15 protein-coding genes are annotated in these 19487 nt (G+C 56.8%); 4 read left to right on the top strand and 11 right to left on the bottom strand.

Annotated elements, in window-relative coordinates; translation table 11 throughout:
* Positions 1-157: 157 nt before the first annotated feature.
* Entirely contained in the window at positions 158-1054 is an 897-nt protein-coding gene (locus DN388_RS15350) for a LysR substrate-binding domain-containing protein (protein ID WP_078480977.1), read from the bottom strand.
* Between the two features lie 159 nt (positions 1055-1213).
* Here DN388_RS15350 and DN388_RS15345 point away from each other — a divergent pair, with 159 nt between their 5' ends.
* The 3 genes from DN388_RS15345 to DN388_RS15335 all read left to right on the top strand — a co-directional run bounded on the left by DN388_RS15345 (position 1214) and on the right by DN388_RS15335 (position 5503).
* Positions 1214-4252 carry an FAD-binding and (Fe-S)-binding domain-containing protein gene (locus DN388_RS15345; RefSeq protein ID WP_255000915.1) on the top strand — a complete coding sequence of 1013 codons (3039 nt, stop codon included), beginning with the start codon at positions 1214-1216 and terminating at the stop codon, positions 4250-4252.
* 37 nt (positions 4253-4289) lie between these two features.
* Positions 4290-5009 (top strand): TraX family protein, encoded by a 720-nt coding sequence (locus tag DN388_RS15340; RefSeq protein WP_255000912.1) that lies wholly within the window; start codon positions 4290-4292, stop codon positions 5007-5009.
* An 89-nt stretch (positions 5010-5098) separates the two neighbouring features.
* Positions 5099-5503, top strand: coding sequence for a DUF2251 domain-containing protein (locus DN388_RS15335; RefSeq protein WP_255000910.1), 405 nt, complete (start codon positions 5099-5101; stop codon positions 5501-5503).
* Positions 5504-5677: 174 nt separating this feature from the next.
* On the opposite strand, the gene DN388_RS15330 is transcribed toward DN388_RS15335, so the two are convergent.
* From DN388_RS15330 to DN388_RS15320, 3 genes are all read right to left on the bottom strand, one after another.
* Positions 5678-6178 carry a DUF4019 domain-containing protein gene (locus DN388_RS15330; RefSeq protein WP_255000909.1) on the bottom strand — a complete coding sequence of 167 codons (501 nt, stop codon included), beginning with the start codon at positions 6176-6178 and terminating at the stop codon, positions 5678-5680.
* 53 nt (positions 6179-6231) lie between these two features.
* The gene (locus tag DN388_RS15325; RefSeq protein WP_043862798.1) at positions 6232-6663 is read right to left on the bottom strand and encodes an N-acetyltransferase; all 432 of its coding nucleotides are present in this window, start codon (positions 6661-6663) and stop codon (positions 6232-6234) included.
* 588 nt (positions 6664-7251) lie between these two features.
* A protein-coding gene (locus DN388_RS15320) for an IS3 family transposase (protein WP_255000907.1) occupies positions 7252-8414 on the bottom strand; the annotation gives its coding sequence in 2 pieces (ribosomal slippage) (positions 7252-8162 and positions 8162-8414; 1164 coding nt in all).
* A 302-nt stretch (positions 8415-8716) separates the two neighbouring features.
* Here DN388_RS15320 and DN388_RS15315 point away from each other — a divergent pair.
* Positions 8717-9112, top strand: coding sequence for a helix-turn-helix domain-containing protein (locus tag DN388_RS15315; RefSeq protein WP_255000905.1), 396 nt, complete (start codon positions 8717-8719; stop codon positions 9110-9112).
* Between the two features lie 48 nt (positions 9113-9160).
* Here the strand turns inward: DN388_RS15315 and DN388_RS15310 are convergent, their stop codons facing one another.
* The 7 genes from DN388_RS15310 to DN388_RS15280 form a co-directional block, all read right to left on the bottom strand.
* Positions 9161-10498 carry a hypothetical protein gene (locus tag DN388_RS15310; protein ID WP_255000903.1) on the bottom strand — a complete coding sequence of 446 codons (1338 nt, stop codon included), beginning with the start codon at positions 10496-10498 and terminating at the stop codon, positions 9161-9163.
* Between the two features lie 247 nt (positions 10499-10745).
* Positions 10746-13577 (bottom strand): DEAD/DEAH box helicase, encoded by a 2832-nt coding sequence (locus DN388_RS15305; RefSeq protein WP_255000902.1) that lies wholly within the window; start codon positions 13575-13577, stop codon positions 10746-10748.
* Positions 13578-13603: 26 nt separating this feature from the next.
* Positions 13604-15709, bottom strand: coding sequence for a hypothetical protein (locus tag DN388_RS15300; protein WP_255000900.1), 2106 nt, complete (start codon positions 15707-15709; stop codon positions 13604-13606).
* Positions 15710-15862: 153 nt separating this feature from the next.
* Positions 15863-16699 (bottom strand): toll/interleukin-1 receptor domain-containing protein, encoded by an 837-nt coding sequence (locus DN388_RS15295; protein ID WP_255000899.1) that lies wholly within the window; start codon positions 16697-16699, stop codon positions 15863-15865.
* 184 nt (positions 16700-16883) lie between these two features.
* Positions 16884-17453, bottom strand: coding sequence for a hypothetical protein (locus DN388_RS15290; protein WP_255000897.1), 570 nt, complete (start codon positions 17451-17453; stop codon positions 16884-16886).
* Positions 17454-17455: 2 nt separating this feature from the next.
* Positions 17456-18508: a toll/interleukin-1 receptor domain-containing protein gene (locus DN388_RS15285; protein WP_255000895.1), complete on the bottom strand. Its 1053-nt coding sequence runs from the start codon at positions 18506-18508 to the stop codon at positions 17456-17458.
* 129 nt (positions 18509-18637) lie between these two features.
* Positions 18638-19471 (bottom strand): hypothetical protein, encoded by an 834-nt coding sequence (locus DN388_RS15280; protein ID WP_255000893.1) that lies wholly within the window; start codon positions 19469-19471, stop codon positions 18638-18640.
* Positions 19472-19487: the final 16 nt, after the last annotated feature.

Genomic DNA, 19487 nt, shown 5'->3' with positions numbered 1-19487 from the left:
GGCGCAGGCGTCTGTTCGCTAGCGAACACAGTGGGCTTTGTGCCCTGCAACCCGGTAGGCGCAGGCCATGCCAGCGAAGGGCAGCGCGCACCTTGCGGCAACGGCGTCGGTGCCTTCGCCGGCAAGGCCGGCTCCTACAGGGCGCCGGTAACGCCGCTCAGCTGTCGGGAAACTCGACCGACAGCAGCCACTGGGTGAACGCCTGCAGCGCTGGCAACTGCTGATAGCGCGTGGCGTAGGTGAGGTAGTAGCCACGCCCGCTGTCCACCGGCTCGAACAAGGCCACCAGCTCACCGCTGGCGATCTCGTCCTGCACCAGGATGCGTGGCACCAGCCCGATGCCGATACCGGCCACCGCCGCCTGGATCAGGTGGGCAGTCAGCTCGAAGCCCGGCCCCATGCGCATGGCCCGGTGCTGCAGGCCGTTCTGTTCGAACCAGTCGGCCCAGGCATGGGGGCGTGACACCACGCTTAGCAGAGCCTGCTGCGAGATGTCCGCCGGCGTCAGGCTGGCGTAGCCGGGCAGGGCGCCAGGGCTGGCCACCACCACCAGCGTCTCGGACAGCAGCCGATGCGCCACATGACCGGGCCAATGCCCGGTGCCGACACTGATGAAGGCGTGCATCTGATCCTTGTCCTGCTCGGCCGGGGCAATGCGCGAATGCATGTGCACCAGCACGCCGGGGTGGCGGCGGTAGAAGTCATTCATGCGCGGCAGCAGCCACTTGGAGCCGAACGTGGGCAGCACCGCCAGGTGCAGCGGCCCGTCGCCGGCCTTGTGGGCGATGGTCTGCAGCGTCGCGTTGCGAATGCGGGCCAGGGCCGCGGCCAGCTCGTGGTGATACAGGGCGCCGGCGGCGGTGAGCTCGATATGCCGGCCCACGCGGCTGAACAACGCCACCTCCAGTTGCGCCTCCAGCGCCTGCACCTGGCGACTGACCGCACTCTGGGTCAGTGCCAGTTCTTCGGCCGCCTTGGTGAAGCTGCCATGGCGCGCCGAGGCCTCAAACGCGATAAGCACCGACATGGAAGGGGTGAGTCGTCTTGGATTCATTCATAAAGCTCATGCAAAAGTCACACGAAATTCAGTTGTAGGCCCGCGCCGCACACGGGAACATAGCCCCATAAAGCATGCGGCAGACCTTGCCTGGCTGCCAAGCATACGTGTTTTGAATGTGACGCTGCGTCATATATCGCCTCAGGATCCCTTGTCATGATTGCTCTGCTTGCCCCCGACCGTGTCCCCGCCAGCCATTACCAGCGTTTTCTCGATGCACTGCAGAGCGAGGGCTTCAGGGGCGAGGTCGCGCGCGACATGGGCCTGCGTACCGTGCTGGCCACCGACAACTCCATCTACCAGCGCCTGCCCCAGGCGGCCGTGTTCCCCCGTGACGCGCAGGATGTCGAGTTGCTGGCACGCCTGGTCGCCCAGCCGCAGCATCGCTCGGTGGTGCTCACGCCGCGTGGCGGCGGTACCGGTACCAATGGCCAGTCGTTGACCGACGGGATCATCGTCGACCTGTCGCGGCACATGAACAACATCCTCGAGATCAACGTCGAGCAGCGCTGGGTGCGGGTGCAGAGCGGGGTGGTCAAGGACCAGTTGAACGCCGCGCTCAAGCCCCACGGCCTGTTCTTCGCGCCGGAACTGTCCACCTCCAACCGTGCCACCGTGGGCGGCATGATCAACACCGATGCCAGCGGGCAGGGCAGTTGCACCTATGGCAAGACCCGCGACCACGTGCTCGAACTGAGCACCGTGCTGCTGGGTGGCGCTCGCCTGGACACCGCACCGATCGACAACCCGCAGTTGCAGGCCTGTACCGCCCGTACCGACAAGGTCGGCGAAGTCTATCGCTGCGCCCAGGCCATTGCCGACGGCAAGGCGGCGCTGATCGAGGCGATCTTCCCCAAGCTCAACCGCTGCCTGACCGGCTACGACCTGGCGCACCTGCGCGAAACCCCGGACAGCTTCAACCTCAACAGCGTGCTGTGCGGTTCGGAAGGCTCGCTGGGCTTCATCGTCGAAGCCAGGCTCAATGTGCTGCCCATCCCCAAGCACTCGATCCTGGTCAACGTGCAGTACGCCGCGTTCATGGATGCACTGCGCGACGCCAAGGCGCTGATGGCGCACAGCCCGCTGTCGATCGAGACGGTGGACTCCAAGGTATTGATGCTGGCGATGAAGGACATCGTGTGGCACGGCGTGGCCCAGTACTTCCCGCCGCACCCCGACACCCAGACCCTGGGCATCAACCTGATCGAGTTCAGCGGCGACGACCTGGATGCCCTTGAACAGACCGTCGACGCCTTCATCCAGCACCTGCAGCGCGACACCTCGGTGGTGCGCCTGGGCCATACCCTGGCGGTGGGTGCCCAGGCGGTGAACCAGGTGTACACCATGCGCAAGCGCTCGGTCGGTCTGCTGGGCAACGTGCAGGGCGAGGCACGCCCGCAGCCCTTTGTGGAAGACACCGCCGTGCCGCCGGAGAACCTTGCCGACTACATCTTCGAGTTTCGCGCCTTGCTCGACAGCCACGGCCTGCAGTACGGCATGTTCGGCCATGTGGATGCTGGCGTGCTGCACGTGCGGCCGATCCTGGACATGAAGGACCCGGCCCAGGCCCAGCTGATCCGGCCGATTTCCGACGCGGTCGCGGCGCTTACGCACAAGTACGGGGGCCTGCTGTGGGGCGAGCACGGCAAGGGCCTGCGCTCGCAGTACGTGCCGGACTTCTTCGGTGAGCTGTACCCGGCGCTGCAGGACCTCAAGGCCGCGTTCGACCCGTTCAACCAGCTCAACCCCGGCAAGATCGCCACCCCGTCGAGCGTGCCGGCGGCGCGCCTGACCGAGGTGGACGCGGTTACCCTGCGCGGCGACCTGGACCGCACCATCGACGAGCGCGTGTGGCAACACTATGAAAGCGCCGTGCACTGCAACGGCAACGGCGCGTGCTACAACTTCGACCCCAACGACGCCATGTGCCCGTCGTGGAAGGCCACGCGCAACCGCATCCACTCGCCCAAGGGCCGTGCCTCGCTGATTCGCGAATGGCTGCGCCGCCAGGGCGAGGCGGGGGTGGACGTGCTGAACCTGGCGGGAGCGGGCAGGGTAACCGGTGTAGCGCAGCGCACCTGGAACTCCCTGGCGCGCCTGGTTGGGCGCAAGGACTTCTCACATGAGGTGTACGAGGCGATGTCCGGTTGCCTGGCGTGCAAGTCGTGCGCAGGGCAATGCCCGATCAAGGTCAACGTACCGGAATTTCGCTCGCGCTTTCTGGAGCTGTACCACAGTCGTTACCTGCGCCCGATGAAGGACTACCTGATCGGCTCGCTGGAGTTCAGCATCCCGCACCTGGCGCGCTTGCCGCGACTGTACAACGCGATCATGGCCGCCACACCGGTGCGCTACGCGCTGCAGCACATGGCCGGCATGGTCGACAGCCCGCTGCTGAGCACCCATGACTTCGAAGCCGAGTGCAAGCGCTGGAACGTCAAGCAGGCAAGTGTGGGCGCCCTGGCCGCGTTGTCCGACGAACAGCGCAAGCGCAGCGTGATCCTGGTGCAGGACGCGTTCACCCGTTTCTTCGAAACGCCTCTGGCAGCCCAGTGGCTGGAGCTGATCAGCCGCCTCGGCTATCAGGTGTACCTGGCACCGTTTGTACCCAATGGCAAGCCGTTGCAGGTGCAGGGCTTTCTGGGGGCGTTCGCCAAGGCTGCGCAGTTCAACGCCAAGTCGCTGCTGCTGTTGCAGGCCTCGGGCGTACCCCTGGTGGGCCTGGACCCGGCGATGACCCTGGTATATCGCCAGGAATACCGCAAGACCCTGGGCAACGACGGTGCCCCGACCGTGGCCTTGCCGCAGGAGTGGCTGGTGTCGGTGCTGCCAGAATCGGCAGCGGTGGTCGACGAAGAGGTCTACCAGTTCCTGCCGCACTGCACCGAAAAGACCAACGAGCCGGCGGCGATCGCGCTGTGGCAGAAGGTGTTCGAACGCATGGGGCTCAAGCTTCAAGTGCTTGCGAGCGGTTGCTGCGGGATGTCTGGCACCTATGGTCACGAGACCCGTAACGTGGCCACCTCCGCGATCATCTACCAGCAGTCCTGGCAACCGATCGTGGCCCGGCATGGGCAGGGTGGCCGGCTGCTGGCCGATGGTTATTCTTGCCGCAGCCAGGTCAAGCGCCAGGAGGGGCAGGGGTTGCAGCACCCGCTTGAGGTGTTGCTGGCGCGGGTAGCCCGGCAAGTGTGATGATGGCCTGGCCTTCCATTGACCGAAACGAGGAGCCATGACTGTAGCGACACGGCGCGATATCCCGCTGGACCTGATCAAGTGGCTGGCCATGCTGACCATGCTGTTGGATCATCTGCGCCTGTTGTGGCCCGACGCCCACGCCCTGTTCATACCCGGACGGCTGGCGTTCCCGCTGTTCTGCCTGGCGATCGCCGCCAACGTCGCGCGTTCGCGCCCTGGCCAGTTGCTCAGCCAAAGCAACACGCGCTACCTGGGCTGGATGCTGGTGTTCAGCGTGATATCCGAAGGGGTTTACCGCCCCATCAGTGCGCTGGGCACCCTCAATGTGATGTTCACCCTGACCCTAGGGCTGCTGATTGCCTGGGGCTTTCAGCATCGCAACACGCTCAGTGCTGCCTTGGCCGTGGGCGCCGCTGTCGCGGCCGCCTGGCTGGACGAGCGGCTGATGTACGGATTTCTCGGCTGCCTGCTGCCGGCGGCCCTGCTGTTGGCCATCAAGCGGCCGGGGCCGATATGGCTGGTGCCGGCCTTGCTCAGCGTAGCGGTCAATACCCGCAGCAGTTTGTGGGCGAGGGCGATGGAAGTGGACGCCTACTCACTGGCGGTACTCGGCACCGCGGTCCTTGCACCGCTGTTCGGCCTGTGGCTGTTACGCATGCCTCTCACCACCGGCATCTGGCCGGTACGCCATTGGGCGTACTGGTTCTACCCGGTGCATCTTGGCGCGCTGCAGGTCATACGCAAACTTATGTGAGTGCCGGGCCTTGCGTTGCACTTGCGAGCACTGCGCAAGGCTAGGCATCATTCGCGCCTTCTTTTTATTCGGTGACAAGGACCGTTCGCATGCCCATCTACCTCGCAGCAGAGCAGGAACTCATCGTAGGCCAAGCCACTGTAATCGAGGCGCCCGCACAGGAGGGGGCCTTTGTTGTGGTGTTCGAGGACGACGAGGAGACCGGCTACTTCTATGCACTTGACACCACCGCTACCGATAACCCGATTCAGGATGCGTTGCACATCTACAACGTGGACGAGGTAACTGATCGGCAAAAGCCTTCGACAGTGAAGGTCGGCTGGTCCATGGACCATAGCAAGGCGGTATTGCTGATCAACGATCGCCCTCATGCCGTGTTTGATTTCACGGGCAAGCAGGGCTATTGCCATACCGCATTTCCACTACCTGTGGGTAACGGCTGGTCGGAGCAGGGCCATGAGTGGAATGATGATGCGCTGAAATTGTTTGCCTGATGAGGCAGCAAATTGACCAGGAGGGGGCAGGGTACAGGTAGGCGTGACCAGCTGCTTTCCACATTTCAATATAACTCAACTAAATAGTCCTTTAGTTGAGTTATAAGAAGAGGCTAGTTTAGCGGGGAGCAGGGGCACACTTGAACCGCTGCGAATCCAACCTCACGAACGCTACTAGAAGAGCCGCATTTTTGCAGCAACTTCGACGGTTTTACTGAGGTTGTAGCCGACAACGCGCCACTGTTCGTTTTCTTCAACCAGCAGCACAGCCTCGGTGACGGTGAGGTTCGAAAAAGCCGATTGGGTCTGAACTGCAGCGTAATGCCCAGGCGGCGCATCAGGCAGCTGTTTGGTGAAGGTGATCTGTGCTCGATCACGTTGCTTCAGCTCGCCCAGGCCCATGCGCAACGTCCCGATGCCTTTTACCCAGTTCGACTCGGTCGTGGTTGCCTTGAGCGCGGAGCCCGCTGTGACCCAGGTCATGTCGGTTCTTCCGGCATCGAGCAACATCAGGAACTGCACAGCGGTATCGACCACCAGGCGTTGCTGTTGCGCAGAGCCTGGATCGGAGACTACGACTGCGGACGCCTGTGTACCGCTGGCGTTTGTGTTGAATGAAACATCGCAACCGGCAATCAGTAACAGGCTGCTTAGAACGGCGAAACATTGCTTCATGCAAAAACCTCGAAGGTTGAGGGGTCCAACGGACGAATGTGGCGTCCAGACGTTTAAAGGTGGCTCTTGTAGCTCATCAGGTACTCGGCATGGCCTGTCTGCGGATCAATCTGCTCCTTGATCACTGTAAAACCCTGGGACTGGTAAAAAGCGATGCTGCGTGAATTCTCCTTGTAAACCCCCAGGCTCAATTCGGTACGCAACGATTTGACGTGTTCGAGCAATTGACGACCCAGCCCACGGCCTTGCTGGTCAGGGTCCACGAACAGTGCCGCCAGTTGGTTGTCCAGCAACGAGCAAAATCCCTGAACCGCCGATTTGTCTTCGATGACAATTGTCTGTGATGCAGGGATATAGAGTTCGCGCATTGCCACGACATTGGATTGCCAATACGACGCGTCGATAAAGTCATGGGCCTTGATCGAAGCGCGTAACCAGATGTCGAGGACGCGTTCCATGTCTTGCGGTTCAAATGTTCTTACCATGTCGTCCCTTGAAGTGCGTGCAAGCGGTGCAAAGCTTGTGAGTATGCCGCAAAGCGATTCGTGGTTGGAAAGCACGGGGTGCTCAGGGTTGAAATCTGGCCTGGCGTAGTCTTGAGCGGATGATACGATAGTACGCATAATGTATATTATGTTAAATAATGTGTAGCGTTGGTAGTTCATGTACGTGATGATTCGTACTGCCGGCACACTGCTTCATGACCTGGACATGTGTGAACGTTGAAACCATAACGGAACTCTGTCGCATCACCGGAAACAATCCCTTCTCAACGCGTTGCTCTCGACAGCTCATGTGAAACCTGAGCTGCGGCCGGCCACTGTCGAATCCAGGACGGATTGTTAAACGGCTTGGGACTCGTCTTTATGCGTTCTGGCCTGTCGGAACCAAAACGGAAAAATGTTAAGACCTCCGCCTCTGTCGAACCTAACCTGCTGAAATATATGCCTTTATTTAAAGTGCATTTTTTACTCCAGCTAATCGCTGTCGGAGCCAAATCGGCTAAAAAATACGCTTCGCAATGCGTTTGTCTTCAAGGTTTGCCAAGCCTAGATGCTCAGCTACTGTAGTGGTCAACTGATCCCGGACACTGAATTGAGTTTTTCCTCTGCGACCGCAGGCGGTAGCCCTTCGTTGAATTGATGCGGTCGCCGCCAGTTGTACCGCTCCATCAAAAACCGACTGATATCTTGCTGTGCCAGCACAGCGCTCATGTAGCCCACCGTCGGTATCCATTCAGTCTTCAGGCTGCGAAATAGCCGCTCCATCGGCGCGTTGTCGTGGCAGTTGCCGCGCCGACTCATGCTCTGCGTGAAGCGGTATCTCCATAGTCTCTGGCGGAAACTCCGGCTGCCGTATTGGCTGCCCTGGTCGCTGTGAAACAGCACATTCTGAGGCCGGCCACGCTGCTCATAGGCCATATCCGATGCCTTGATCACCAGGTCGGCATCAGGCTTGGCTGAGAACGCCCAACCTACAACACGCCGGGCACAAAGGTCGATGACAGCCGCCAGATAGTGCCATTGGCCTTCAGCCCAGACGTACGTAATGTCACCGCACCAGACTGTGTTCGGGGATGCCACGCTGAGCCCGCGATCAAGCACGTTCGGGATATCAGGCCGCTCCACGGTAGCCTTTTTGTAGGCATGGGAGCCCGGCTGTTTGCTGATCAAGTTCAGCTCGCGCATCAACCTACGTACCTTGAATCGCCCGATCTGCATGCCGTCCTCTTTCATCATCAGCATGATGCTCCGGCTGCCCGCAGCGCTTCGGCTTTGCGTAAACAACTCGTTCACGCGGCTACGCAAGACTACTCGTTCGGCATCCGGATACCGACGTTTCCGGCAGTACGCGTAGTAGCAAGATCGGGTGACATCAAATACCGAGCACAACAGATCAACAGGCTCTTGAGCCCGCAGTTGATCGATTAACGCGAACGCTCGTGTTCCTCGGCCATCAAGAGCGCGGTGGCCTTTTTTAAGATCGATTTTTCCCGTTCTAGCCGATTGATACGGGCTTCGAGTTCCTGGATTTTTTGCTGCTCAGGTGTCAGAGCCTTGCTGGTGGGAGTAACACCGCTACGTTCTTGCTGAAGCTGGCTCACCCATCGACGAAGCGCCGATTCGACCAATCCGAGCGAACGGGCGGCTTCGATATGGCTGTAGCCTTGGTCGAGCACCAGGCACGCAGCCTCGCGCTTGAACTCAGGGGTAAAGGTACGACGTTGCTTGGTCATCAGACACCTCTCTATGGCGAGCATTCTCGCCTAAATGGGTGTCCGGTTTCATTAGACCACTACACTATGAATCCTAAATGTGATAGGAGCACAAATGTTCTCCTAGAAGAATGAAGGCTAGGACTGTATATTTCAACAGTTCTCGCTCACCACTGAGCGGTTTGATCGACCGTGCTGGTACGGTGAAAATCGACTCCGCTGGAGTGGCTGTTAAGGGGGTTTAGGCATCAAATGCTGGAATCCGGGCACCAAGGAAGATCCAGAGTCATGCGTGATGATCATCTCGATGCGAGGAAGGCCTCATGGCACTGAAGTCGTCATTTGCTGTCGTGCTTCGAGCGCTGCGCAGCAAGCGGAACATCACCCAACGTGAATTCGCGGACACAACGAGCAGGACATACTTGTCGAAGCTAGAGAGCGGAAAATCCAGCATCACCCTGGACAAGCTTGAGCAACTGAGCGAACGGCTTGATCTCTCCCCACTGGCGTTGCTCGCTTTGACGATTAGTGAGGAGACCGGTGAGCCAGCGGCAGCTTTACTCGACAAATTAGGGGTCGAGCTGCGCGAGCTGGCCCGTGATGGAGGCATGCCTGGCCTTAAGGCATTGATACCCGTTCCCGAGGTAACTAAATCGCCAACCAGGATGCAGCGCCGACCTTCCAGGCCGACTGCAGGGCAAACAGAGCTTCCCTTCTAGGCTGATGCCTTGAAGATGCCAGCCCACTTCTGTTGACGCTCATACAGATCAGCTTGGCTGATTCTGAGTGATCAGTTCTACCCCGTTATCCAACAGCTCCCGCAGATAGCTTTCTCTGGGTTGTTTAGCCTGGCTCGCGAACTGAACGACCGCCGTCGCTACTGCAGCCGCCAAGCGTCGTGCTTCAACACGCCTGAACGTTGAGATTTTTTCCATGCTCTCGCGTCCATGGATGAAGGCGCTCCGCAAATCGAACAGCTCGGTGTAAAGGCCGGCAGCTGAAGCATCATCCAGGATCGATGCCACTCGTGCACCCACTCGCCTGGTGGCCCACCATCCTGGATGGTGAAGACTCCGGGCTTTACGATCGTGATCAGCATGAAGACCAAGAGCAGCCTCAATCGTCGTCATATGAGCCATGAACTCATCAATGCCGTCGGATAGAAATGCCCTCACCAAAAAATGCATGATCGGTGGTTTCAACAGATCGGATCTGAGGGCGGTTTGGAAGCTGTTCCATCGCGCCTGACAAAACTGAGACATCTCGCGCTCCGCAGAAGCTGTCAGCGGGAATTCGATAGGACGCTCTGTTTCAACACACTCTCCATATTCATTTGTGTAGATATGCGGCTGCCATGCAAGGGTATCTGCGCTAGGAGGCGGCGCCGGCGGGACGAACAAGTCATCGTTTTGGGTGTAAATCCAAGGCACTCGGAAGCCACGCCAATCTACCTCGTTCATAGTTGACCATCGCTCCCAAGGAGCTAGCAGTAGGAAAAACAAAGCTGTCTCAACTGCTTGGGGAAAGCGGCCTTCGTGGGGGTCAATAGCGCCATTGTCCCTATCCATGAGCCCGAAAAAATCCGGTAATGCTCGCCTCCCGGCGCTTTCCGCGACAGGCCGGCTTTCCTTGACCACAAGCCAGTGAAATTGCGACAGCCGCGCAGCGTCAAGCGAGCGATCAGGATAGTGCCTGGCGAGCCTGGGCAGATCGAAAAGGGCTTCGAGTTCAGTCTCACTAAATCGCCCAAGCTTGATCGGGCCGAATTTGAGAGATGGCAAATCCTCTGCGTAATCAAGCGGACAGATGTGCGTGTAGCTCGCGTGCGTCTGCCTGAAGGCTTTATCGATTGCCTTTGCAGATGCCGCTACATCGCCAATGTTTCCCTGGCCCCCTTGAGTCTGTAAGCACGGGGCGCCAAGAGATCTCAATGCATGATTGAGTGCGAAAGTACGCCCAAGATTACGATGCCCTCCCTCGTACAGATCAGCGCAAACCTGCTCAAGCCGCTTGAATTCAGGTTCTGCAAATACTCCTTTCTGAGAGCTGCGCATGCTCCACAGATCACACATGGCTTGAAAAAGCCGGGCATCAACCGCTGCCATTTCAGTCCTCCATTGACTTCGAGCTGGATGTTATCCCTCACCTCCTCAACATATTCAAGCCAGATCTACAGCTAGCGCATGCGAGCGCCAGCGCACTCACGGCCCAGGTAGACACTGGTCTTCGTTCGTTGCTGAAATTAGCTTCGCATTTAGCGAAGCCTCCTTTTTTAAAAGCTCAATTTCTCACTGCTCCTCTTACGGGCAGGCCGTCACTTCACGCTCACAATATGAGAAGCCTGCCAGGTAATCAGTTAGGAGAAGTCCAGCCCGCTCCAGCCCAATCGAGACTCTCGGGAATCAGGTATTGATTGCTCAGCTCCGCCAGCCTCTGGTTGGCAACCTTATTGGCGGCATCATAAAGCGGACGTGACGACTCAATAGAGGCCGTCTGGGCACTGAAATGAGCCGGCTGCATCAGCCAGTCACTGACTGCCCCAGAATTGACTTTGGCCCCCTCTTGACCCGTCAGGATGGTCAAAAACTCCTGACGTACGCGATTCCCCTGCGGCCCCTGCCACCTCAACATGGCACCGAACAATGCGCCGCTGCCCTCACCCAAGTTCGGCGCGCAAATAGATCCCGCCAAGCCCCCGAAGTCATATAAGCATGCTTTGGCGAGAAGGTACTGCATCAGTGATGAGGTCAAGTCCAACATTCGGGTATCAGGGCGACGAGCAGCGAGCGCCCTGTCGACCGTGACGTCCATACGCGAAGAAGATCTTTTGCTAAGCCCAAGCTCTTGCATCACGAGGTCTGGCAAGCGAATCCGTAGAAGGCGAGGTTCGTTACTGGGGACGGAGGTCTCAATACCTAGCTGGCCAAACATCCCGATGACAAAGCTCTGAAGATGATCAATGGTGATTGCCACCTGATCCCCCAGTTCATTGACGTCGTTTGTGGCGGCGTGGGCAAAAATTTCCCTCTGCAACTCCGCAGCCTTCTTGGCCTCCTCCAGCGCAGCGCCAATGCGCTCGCTGGTTCGCTCGATGCCAAGTTTCGTGGCTTGCTGGAGAATGTCTTCCACGTCGATGAGATCCGCTAACTCCCCAAGGATCTCATCTTTCAACCCTTCGTTGAATTCATGCTCCTGAACGTTTGCCAGGTCATCCACAACGCTGTCAATTCGCCGGTACATCAAGTCAACGATGTCCTGATCGAGACTGTCTGATTGCTGGATGTTGAAGACTACGACTTTCAGCTTCTGACCATAGCGATACAGCCTGCCGATCCGCTGGACAAGCCGCATCGGGTTCCAAGGCAGATCATAATTGACCATCATGTGGCACTGCCGCTGCAGGTTGATACCCTCGCCACCTGCCTCGGTGGAGATGAGGAATCGACCGTGTGTTTCAAACTGAGAGATCGCCTCACGACGCTCAGCGTGCTGCATGGAGCCATTGATGAGCGCGACCTTGTCATCACCGAATCGGGCGGCCAAGGCGTCTCTGAGATAGCGTTGCGTCGTACGGTACTCGGTAAAGATCAGCACCTTCGCTTCAGGGTTGCTCGCATTGATCGGCCCGATCACGTTGTCAATGAACACCGTGAGCTTTAAGTCATTGGCCATGAGCAACGAAGCGTCGTCAATGAGCTGCTTGAGAAGTTGAATTTCGCCTGCGAAAAACTCTTCTGCCTCACCCCTCACCTGCTCTTCCCACTCACCGACGTAACGCTGATCAGTCGGCTCGCTGGGTAGCGTGTCGTCACCATAATCGTCCAGCAACCGCTGGAGGCGATTACGGAGGGCTTGATGGATCGCAGCAGCACTGGACACTGCGAGTTTGCGATAAACCGTCATCACAAAACCAATGGCGTTCCCCGTCCGGCCCAAGGCTTCGCCTGCGGCATAGCCCTTACGCAGGTAAGCCTGCAAGGTCTGGTCGAAATCGATCGACTTCGGACTGCTTGGCACCTTAAGCGCGGAGGTGATTTTGCCTTGAAAAATGAACTGGCCGTCTGCATCGGTGACGTCCGCTTTATGGTTACGGTAAACCATGTCACGCAAAATCTCAGGCTTGAGGCTGAGCATCAAAAGCTCCTGCCGCCGGTCTGGGCGGAGCAACTCAAGCAATGCTACGAACTTGTCCTGCATGCCCTGGTGAGGCGTGGCACTGAGAAGCAGCATGTGCTGCGTGCGGCCCCGGAGCGCTTTGGCAAGATCGTAACGCTCAGAGCTGTCAAACTTCAGACCGTATTGTCGACGACTGAGTCGGTGGCCTTCGTCAAAAATGACCAGATCCCAGGGTTCTGCCTGAAGCAAGCTTTCCAAGTGATCAGGTTGCTTGAGGCGATCCAGCGAGCCAATCACACAGTCGTGCATTTTCCACTGACGGGGTTCGTTGACGGAGAAATCCTCGTGATAAATCTCAAATTCTTCGAGCTTGAACTTATGGTACAGCTCATCCTGCCATTGCTTGGTTAAGCCCGCGGGGGTGATCAGGAGGATACGTTTCACACGGTTCCGCTGGATCAGCGCGTGCAGCAGCATCCCCGTTTCGATGGTTTTGCCCAAACCCACGTCATCTGCGATCAACCAGCTCAGGTTGTCCGAGGCCAGGATGTGGTGCACCAAATTAATCTGATGAGGCAGCGGGTCAATTTCCAAGTGCGAGAGAGATCCTGTGTTCTCGTTCCATACCTTGATGGCATGGGCGAGTAACCGCAATCGCAACCGTTCGACGTCCGTGTCCTGTCCCAGGTGAGCTCTCAAAAACCGGTGTCTCACCCCTTTAACCTGGCGCAGGTATTGGTAAGGTAACCAGTGTCGCTCTCGCTTATCTGGGAAGTCCACAAGCGCCTGCTCGCTGCCAGCCAACACCCTCTGCTGCATGATTACGCCCAGGCCTAGGGAACGCACACCCGTCCCAGGAGTGCAGTCCAACACATCTTGGCCATTCTGAAAGCCTGAACTTACCGTGGCAGCATCAACGAAGCTTGCTCGGTCTGACCGGATCCAGTGCACCTGAATCTCTCCGGTCTCAGCGATCGCCATCTTGACTACGCCAAGCTCTTCCTGACCGCTGGGGGTCAAGCGCTTAACCCAACAACCCTGTACGTGAGCAAGTCTAAGCGGCTTCATTCAATAGTCCCTGTGATTCCGATCAACTAGTTACTGACACGCAGCGATTGGGCGGAGTCTTCGATCGCTGAGCCGAGTGTGGGTACCGAGCATTGCCGCTCTGAGAAGTCAAAGGTGGTTTGCGATGCGACCTTCGCGAGTGGCACATCTGCCGCATGCTCAGTGCTTTCAACGTTGCCAGTGGTTGATTCGGCTGGCTCATCACTGCCCTGTCCTTCCACCCGAGCGACCTCCTCCGCTTCCGATTTGATGGGAAGATCACTGAAGTAGCAGCCAGGCACTTGCGGGTCTTTGATGTTGGGTACGCCATGCGACCGAAGCTTCTGGAGCTCCTGAATTCCCAGGTCATCCGGGACGCCAAGGTCGCTGTACTCTTCTTTTGGCCAACGATAGGGTGAATCGAAGTCCCAAAAGACGCTTGGTGGAAGGACGCCTTCTATATCACCAAAGCGGTACCAGAGGTATCTAGCGAAAGCCTTGAAGACGCGCCGAAGCGTCGGGTTTTCATACCAGTACTCGAACAGCTGCTCCAACAGGACATCGATCTCCTCTACCTGCGGAATCGACTCAAATGACCGGACAATCAGCAGCGCCGTACGCCAGGAGAGAGCGTGGTATGACAAGCGAGTACTGCCAGTGCTGTCGAACGCGATCCAATACAAGTCATTGTCTGCCCAAATCACCTTGATGTGTGCAGCTAGGACGAGCTCCTCTGGCGTCAGTCCTTCATCAATCGCTCGCTCCAAAGCAAGCCTGGTGGCCCCCCACCCGCTCATCACGAAAATCTGTTGGATCAGGAAACGCGTAGCGTGCGGCCAGTCATATCTCACTATGAGCGCAACCGCCTTTTGGAGCGCACGCTCCTCGCGGGTTAGCTGATACTCTGATGCGGCCTCTTTAGGTTCAACCTTAAAGTCATCGTCTTCCAACAGCGAGTCTGGATCGAAGGCGTAGATAGCAAACTCATCTTCAGACTCAGGATGGTATGCACCGCTGGCCGGAAGAATGCCTTCCAGTTCTCCCACCGAGTCATAGAGCGCCAAATCGGAGAAGTCGTCCGCGGCGTTCGGGTCAAAGCTGGAGTATTCCGAGTACGATTCGGCATCCAGCATAATGGACTCATCGATGCCATCGATTTGGTCGAGGTGGAAAGCACCCTGGTCGCGAGGGGCCACCAACACGTCAGAGACAGGCGGATCGGTGAAGAAATCCGTAGATGAGCCAAGCGAAACCCTTACGTCAACCTGAGAGTCCAGCTGCTCGGGGGCGTGCGCTGCTGTATGGTCAGAAGCGTTGAGTGAAGTGGCGAATGATCGCGATGTCTTACTGACAACCCGGGGCTGAGCGCCGTCTTCGCTGTAGGGCTTGATAGCTTTCGATGGGTTCAGGTTCAGGCTGAGCCTGCGCTTAGGCTCTTTTGGAGCGTCCTCCCGATGCGGCTGTGCTCTGTTTACAGTGGTGAGCACTTCAGTTCTTGGGTTGACCGCCGTATGCACCGACGAGCCTTCACCTTGAGGCACGGGTTTCGGCTCGTCAGCTTCCCACTCTAGAGGCGCAAACTGGCGAGCGTTTACTTGGATGAACTCTAAGTCGTCTGCGCTCAGCTGATCGTCCTGGCTAGACGAGTAGCCACGGGAGAATGCCCCTTGCTGACGTCGGATGGCATCGGCTGTTTGCATCGCCTTGGCACCTTCAACGAGCCGATGCTGAAGCGTGAAGACCCGCCCCAGCAACATCAGATAGTCAGGGTCTTGGCCATCTTCAAGGGTGTCGAGCAGCAAACGCTCTGCTGCTGGCAGATCGGAAGCGGACACAAGGGCATTGAGCTCTCTGAGGAGTGCATCCTTGTTCCTGGGTTTTCTCGACGAGAGTTCGCCACCCTGGGTCTGCCGCTCCACACGGAGCCTTTTGAGTCGCCCCTGGACTCGCAAAAAAGCACCTGGGCGTGCTGCGACTTCTCTGATCACCGATCCCAGGGCTGAGTGTTCGGACGACCGCAGATGAGCAGTGATCGCCACCAACTCATTGTCCCTTGCTAGCCCTTCAAAGAGCTCCTGGACTGCGGCCTCCAGTGACCCCGGCTCAGCAGCCACATAGCGACGTAGGTCGTCCAGCAGTTGATCGCAATCCATTGCTCACTTTCCAGTCTATCGCGGCACAAAAATGTGACTCATGGCACACTTTAGCCGATCATCCGTCATCAAGTTAAGCGAATGTTGAGGCCGGTCGACAAGGGTGAGCGGTTGACTGCACCCGTTCCTCCACACCCCTTGGCGATGCCATGCCTACGCACTTTCATCCGACCTTTCAGAGAACTCGTCTTCGAGGTCGTATGCGTAATACAGTGAGTCGAGATAGAAGCCACCTCTGTAGTTTACACGTTCAAAATGATCCTTCAGCTCTTTACCACTGACTTTAGGCAGGTGCTCGGTTGGAATATCGAATCCGAACGAGGCAGATTTGGGGCTATAAGACGACTCATTCATGGAAATTTCATCTGCAAAAAAACGTTCAGATTTGGGGAGTCGATCTCTGCGGGGAACTTTGCTGCGAACCTGAGCGCTGAATGAAAGCTCGGAGTAAATCCAAGGCGACAAGGTCTGATTCCTACCAGCACTTCTCAGGGGTACCGACCTACTGGTATTCAAGAAGATAAAACATTCCGTCTGGTCGATCATCCTGTGAAGCTCTGTCATCAAAATGACGTAAGCTGCCGCTGCAGCCTCATCACATTTTCTGTGCGAGTAATATTTCTGATCGCCGACGATTTCAGATTCTGAGTACTGCTCATTCACGGCATCCAAAAGCTCGTCAACGCTCCCCCAAACACATGAGTCGATGAATACCTCGACCCCCCTCCTCTCCATCGCAACGGCAAATTTTATGGCGTTTTCTTCATCGCCATGGGAATGAGAGAGAAAAATGTGTGCCTGGCCAGTGGGGAATAAGATTTGAGAAATCTCTCTAGCACCTAATACGTCCTTACCTCCCAGCTGTGCGACAATGGCATTCGTGAGCTTGTTGATATTTAGCTTGCCAGAATTCGCCTTATAATTATCAATCTCTTGCCGCGTCACAGTGTCAAGTGACTTGAAGCCCTCTAACTCAAACCCTAAATACATTAATGCTCCTTCACTAAAATCTTTCGTCCTACGCCGCATCTCGATGCGCCACACGGATCGGAACGGCTTCCGCATGATCGCTCACGAATACGCCAGCCCATCCGGATGCACCTACCTGGGAGATGTCACCTGCAACCCTAGTTAAGCACCTGCCAAGCATGATGACTTGGCAGCTTACCCACGATTAATGGGCAGACAAAAACCGGTTGAATAACGATGCAAAATCTATGTCCTCAAGCTCGGAACCAGTGAAATAGTCTTTATCCCTGGCGAGGTTGAGCGCTGCACCTCCTGGTGCGGCAACTGGTAGAATGAAAGCGTCTGGATTGAGCTGCCTGAAGATATCGTATTCGACCTCAACACCGTCCATCCCGCCAATGAACACAGCACCGATTAGATCTGGCCGAGAGAGCATCTGTTCGCGCATCAATAGCAAGCTGCCTTGGAGATTGTTTGGCACGGCATTTGTGTAGATCACGTTGTCAAATCGCTGGTTCTCTTCTGGGAAGCTCCCTTCAAAAAATCGGCTTTGATACAGAACCACAGAGCTTGCGTAATCAACACCGAGATCTTCACAAATGCTCCAGATCATTGGGGTGATTGCTGGATGGCCGCCCCATACAATCTTGTGCTGGCGAACGGCAGCGATGGCGAACTCGCGAACGGCACACTGGATAAGAAACGGGTCAGCAGTCTCAAAATACTGACCTCGCCCAGCCACTGGGATACTTGCCGATAGAAAAATCGCCCCCATTTCTACACCCTCCAGTCTGCAAATTGCCAGCTCGCTTCGCAGGCCTTAACCCATCGCGTCAGTTGGATGTGCTGGCCGAGCCAGTCCAAATGACTCAGCCACTGCGGATGTAGGCCTACATGGTCATAGAGTACGGCCACAGACTTATCAGGAGAGTTCATTGAAGCTTCGTGCATAGTCGTGGAGGTCGGCACGCCCACCGTTGGATAAACCACAACCATTCGGTCATCGGGCAGTCGTACCTGTATTCCGCGGCCGGCGCCCATGCCAATTACCTCGCCACCAATGGTCTCGATGCCGATTCGCAGATTACTAACCAGGTTAACAGTTCGCACCGCATGGCTCTTGCTGCGGACTTCTTCAAGCTGGAGACAAATCCGGTCAATCGCTTGGTCAGTAATCTTTCCAGATTCGACATCTAGCTCGCTCGCATGGAGCTCAGCGAGGCTTGCGGTGGCCAAGCGCGCGGAACGCTGGGCTTCGGGCCACCCTACCCGAAGCACGCTGATTCCCTTGGCAAGCGCCCTCCCGAACTCGGCCGATGTCCATCGACTGCTGAAGTAGTCAGGCGTATCGAGCATCAATAGCACGTCAGAGTCGCAAAGCCGATGCCATAGCATGGTCTGAAACTCTTCGGCCGGCGCAATGCTGTGGGTATCCAGGAAAACGTCAAAATGCCTGGTAGATAGCGCATCGAACATCTGCAGTGCAGCCTGCCTGGCCTCCTCTCTCCGATAGCTGACAAAAACCCGTCTCTGCTTTGGTAGCAACCCGGCACATTCCAATAGCGCCGTGGCGACACGTTTTGCCCCGCCATTGGCGTAACACAAGCAATTCAACGGGCGCAGAATTTCTGGGACTTCAGTCGCGACTCGGCCCAGGTCGGACACGACGGGGACGACTGGAACACCGCCTCGTAACAGGCTTTGCAAGCTGGCGTGATCTGCTCCTGCCCCGCCAAAAAACACCGCAGCAGCTGACCGTTGCTGATTAGGGGCGAACGCGGCTGGATCAACCTCCCAGCCAATCTCTGCGCCCAAGTGCAAATCAAACATGCCCACCGCTTCGGCGACGGCAGTTTCCAGGTCAGATATTTGCGCAGCCGTTGGTGCCCCTAAGACGGCCAGATGATATATGAAAGACATGAAACACCCACACAAGCCGACTAAGGGTTTATGATGCCACTACTGTCCCGTTTTGAATCTGGGTGCGGACAGCTGAGACTCTTCAATACCGAGAGCCCTGTAAAGGTTATCTAGATGCATTAACCCTCTGATGCGCCCTGGCAGATCTTTTTCAGCGCGACCACCTTTGCTTAACCAAGTAGAGAACTCATCAAAACTTACTTGATGTGTTAGCTTTGGGAGCTTGAAACTAAATTCGACTTCAGGAGCACTTCTTACACCGTCCATCGCAATAAAACTCTCATTAGACTCCTCGAAAGTTTTGCGCGCCGAACGCTCAACGCTCTTGGCAAACATGAGTTCTGAAAAAATCCATGGCGACGAAAGGCGCCCATCCCCCGACATATAATCATCGATTTTAATTGCATTTTCAGTGCCCAGGAATATAAACAACTCTGATCGCTTTATCATTTGCTGCAACGCAGCACTGAGAATCAAATGCACATTCGTCGTCGTTTTGTTGCGCAAGTTGTAGCTGTAGTTACCCCAGCCTTCAGAAATACAAAATTTATTATCAATTTTCTGCAATAACTCGTCAGCATGCCCCCAGACACAGGAGTCAACGAAAGCTGTGAGGCCGATGTCTTCCATGCTGAGCGCGATCCTGATCGCCTCGTCTTCATCCGCATGAGCGTGCGAGATAAAAACATCAATGTCGCGCTCCGGGAAGACTGACTTCTGAATTTTGTTAGCGTCTAGCACGTTACTTCCGTCGAGCAGAAACTGTTCGAGCTTAATTAATACGTCGCCTTTCCTCTCCTTGTATGCTTGGATTTCGTCTTTGCTCCATCGGGATGTGGAGTAGACGTCTTTAACAGCTAAGTCAATGAACATAAATCCCCTCGACTAA

The organism is Pseudomonas sp. S12(2018), from assembly GCF_024355235.1.
Taxonomy (GTDB): domain Bacteria; phylum Pseudomonadota; class Gammaproteobacteria; order Pseudomonadales; family Pseudomonadaceae; genus Aquipseudomonas; species Aquipseudomonas palmensis.
This window is presented reverse-complemented; position numbering and strand designations above follow the sequence as displayed.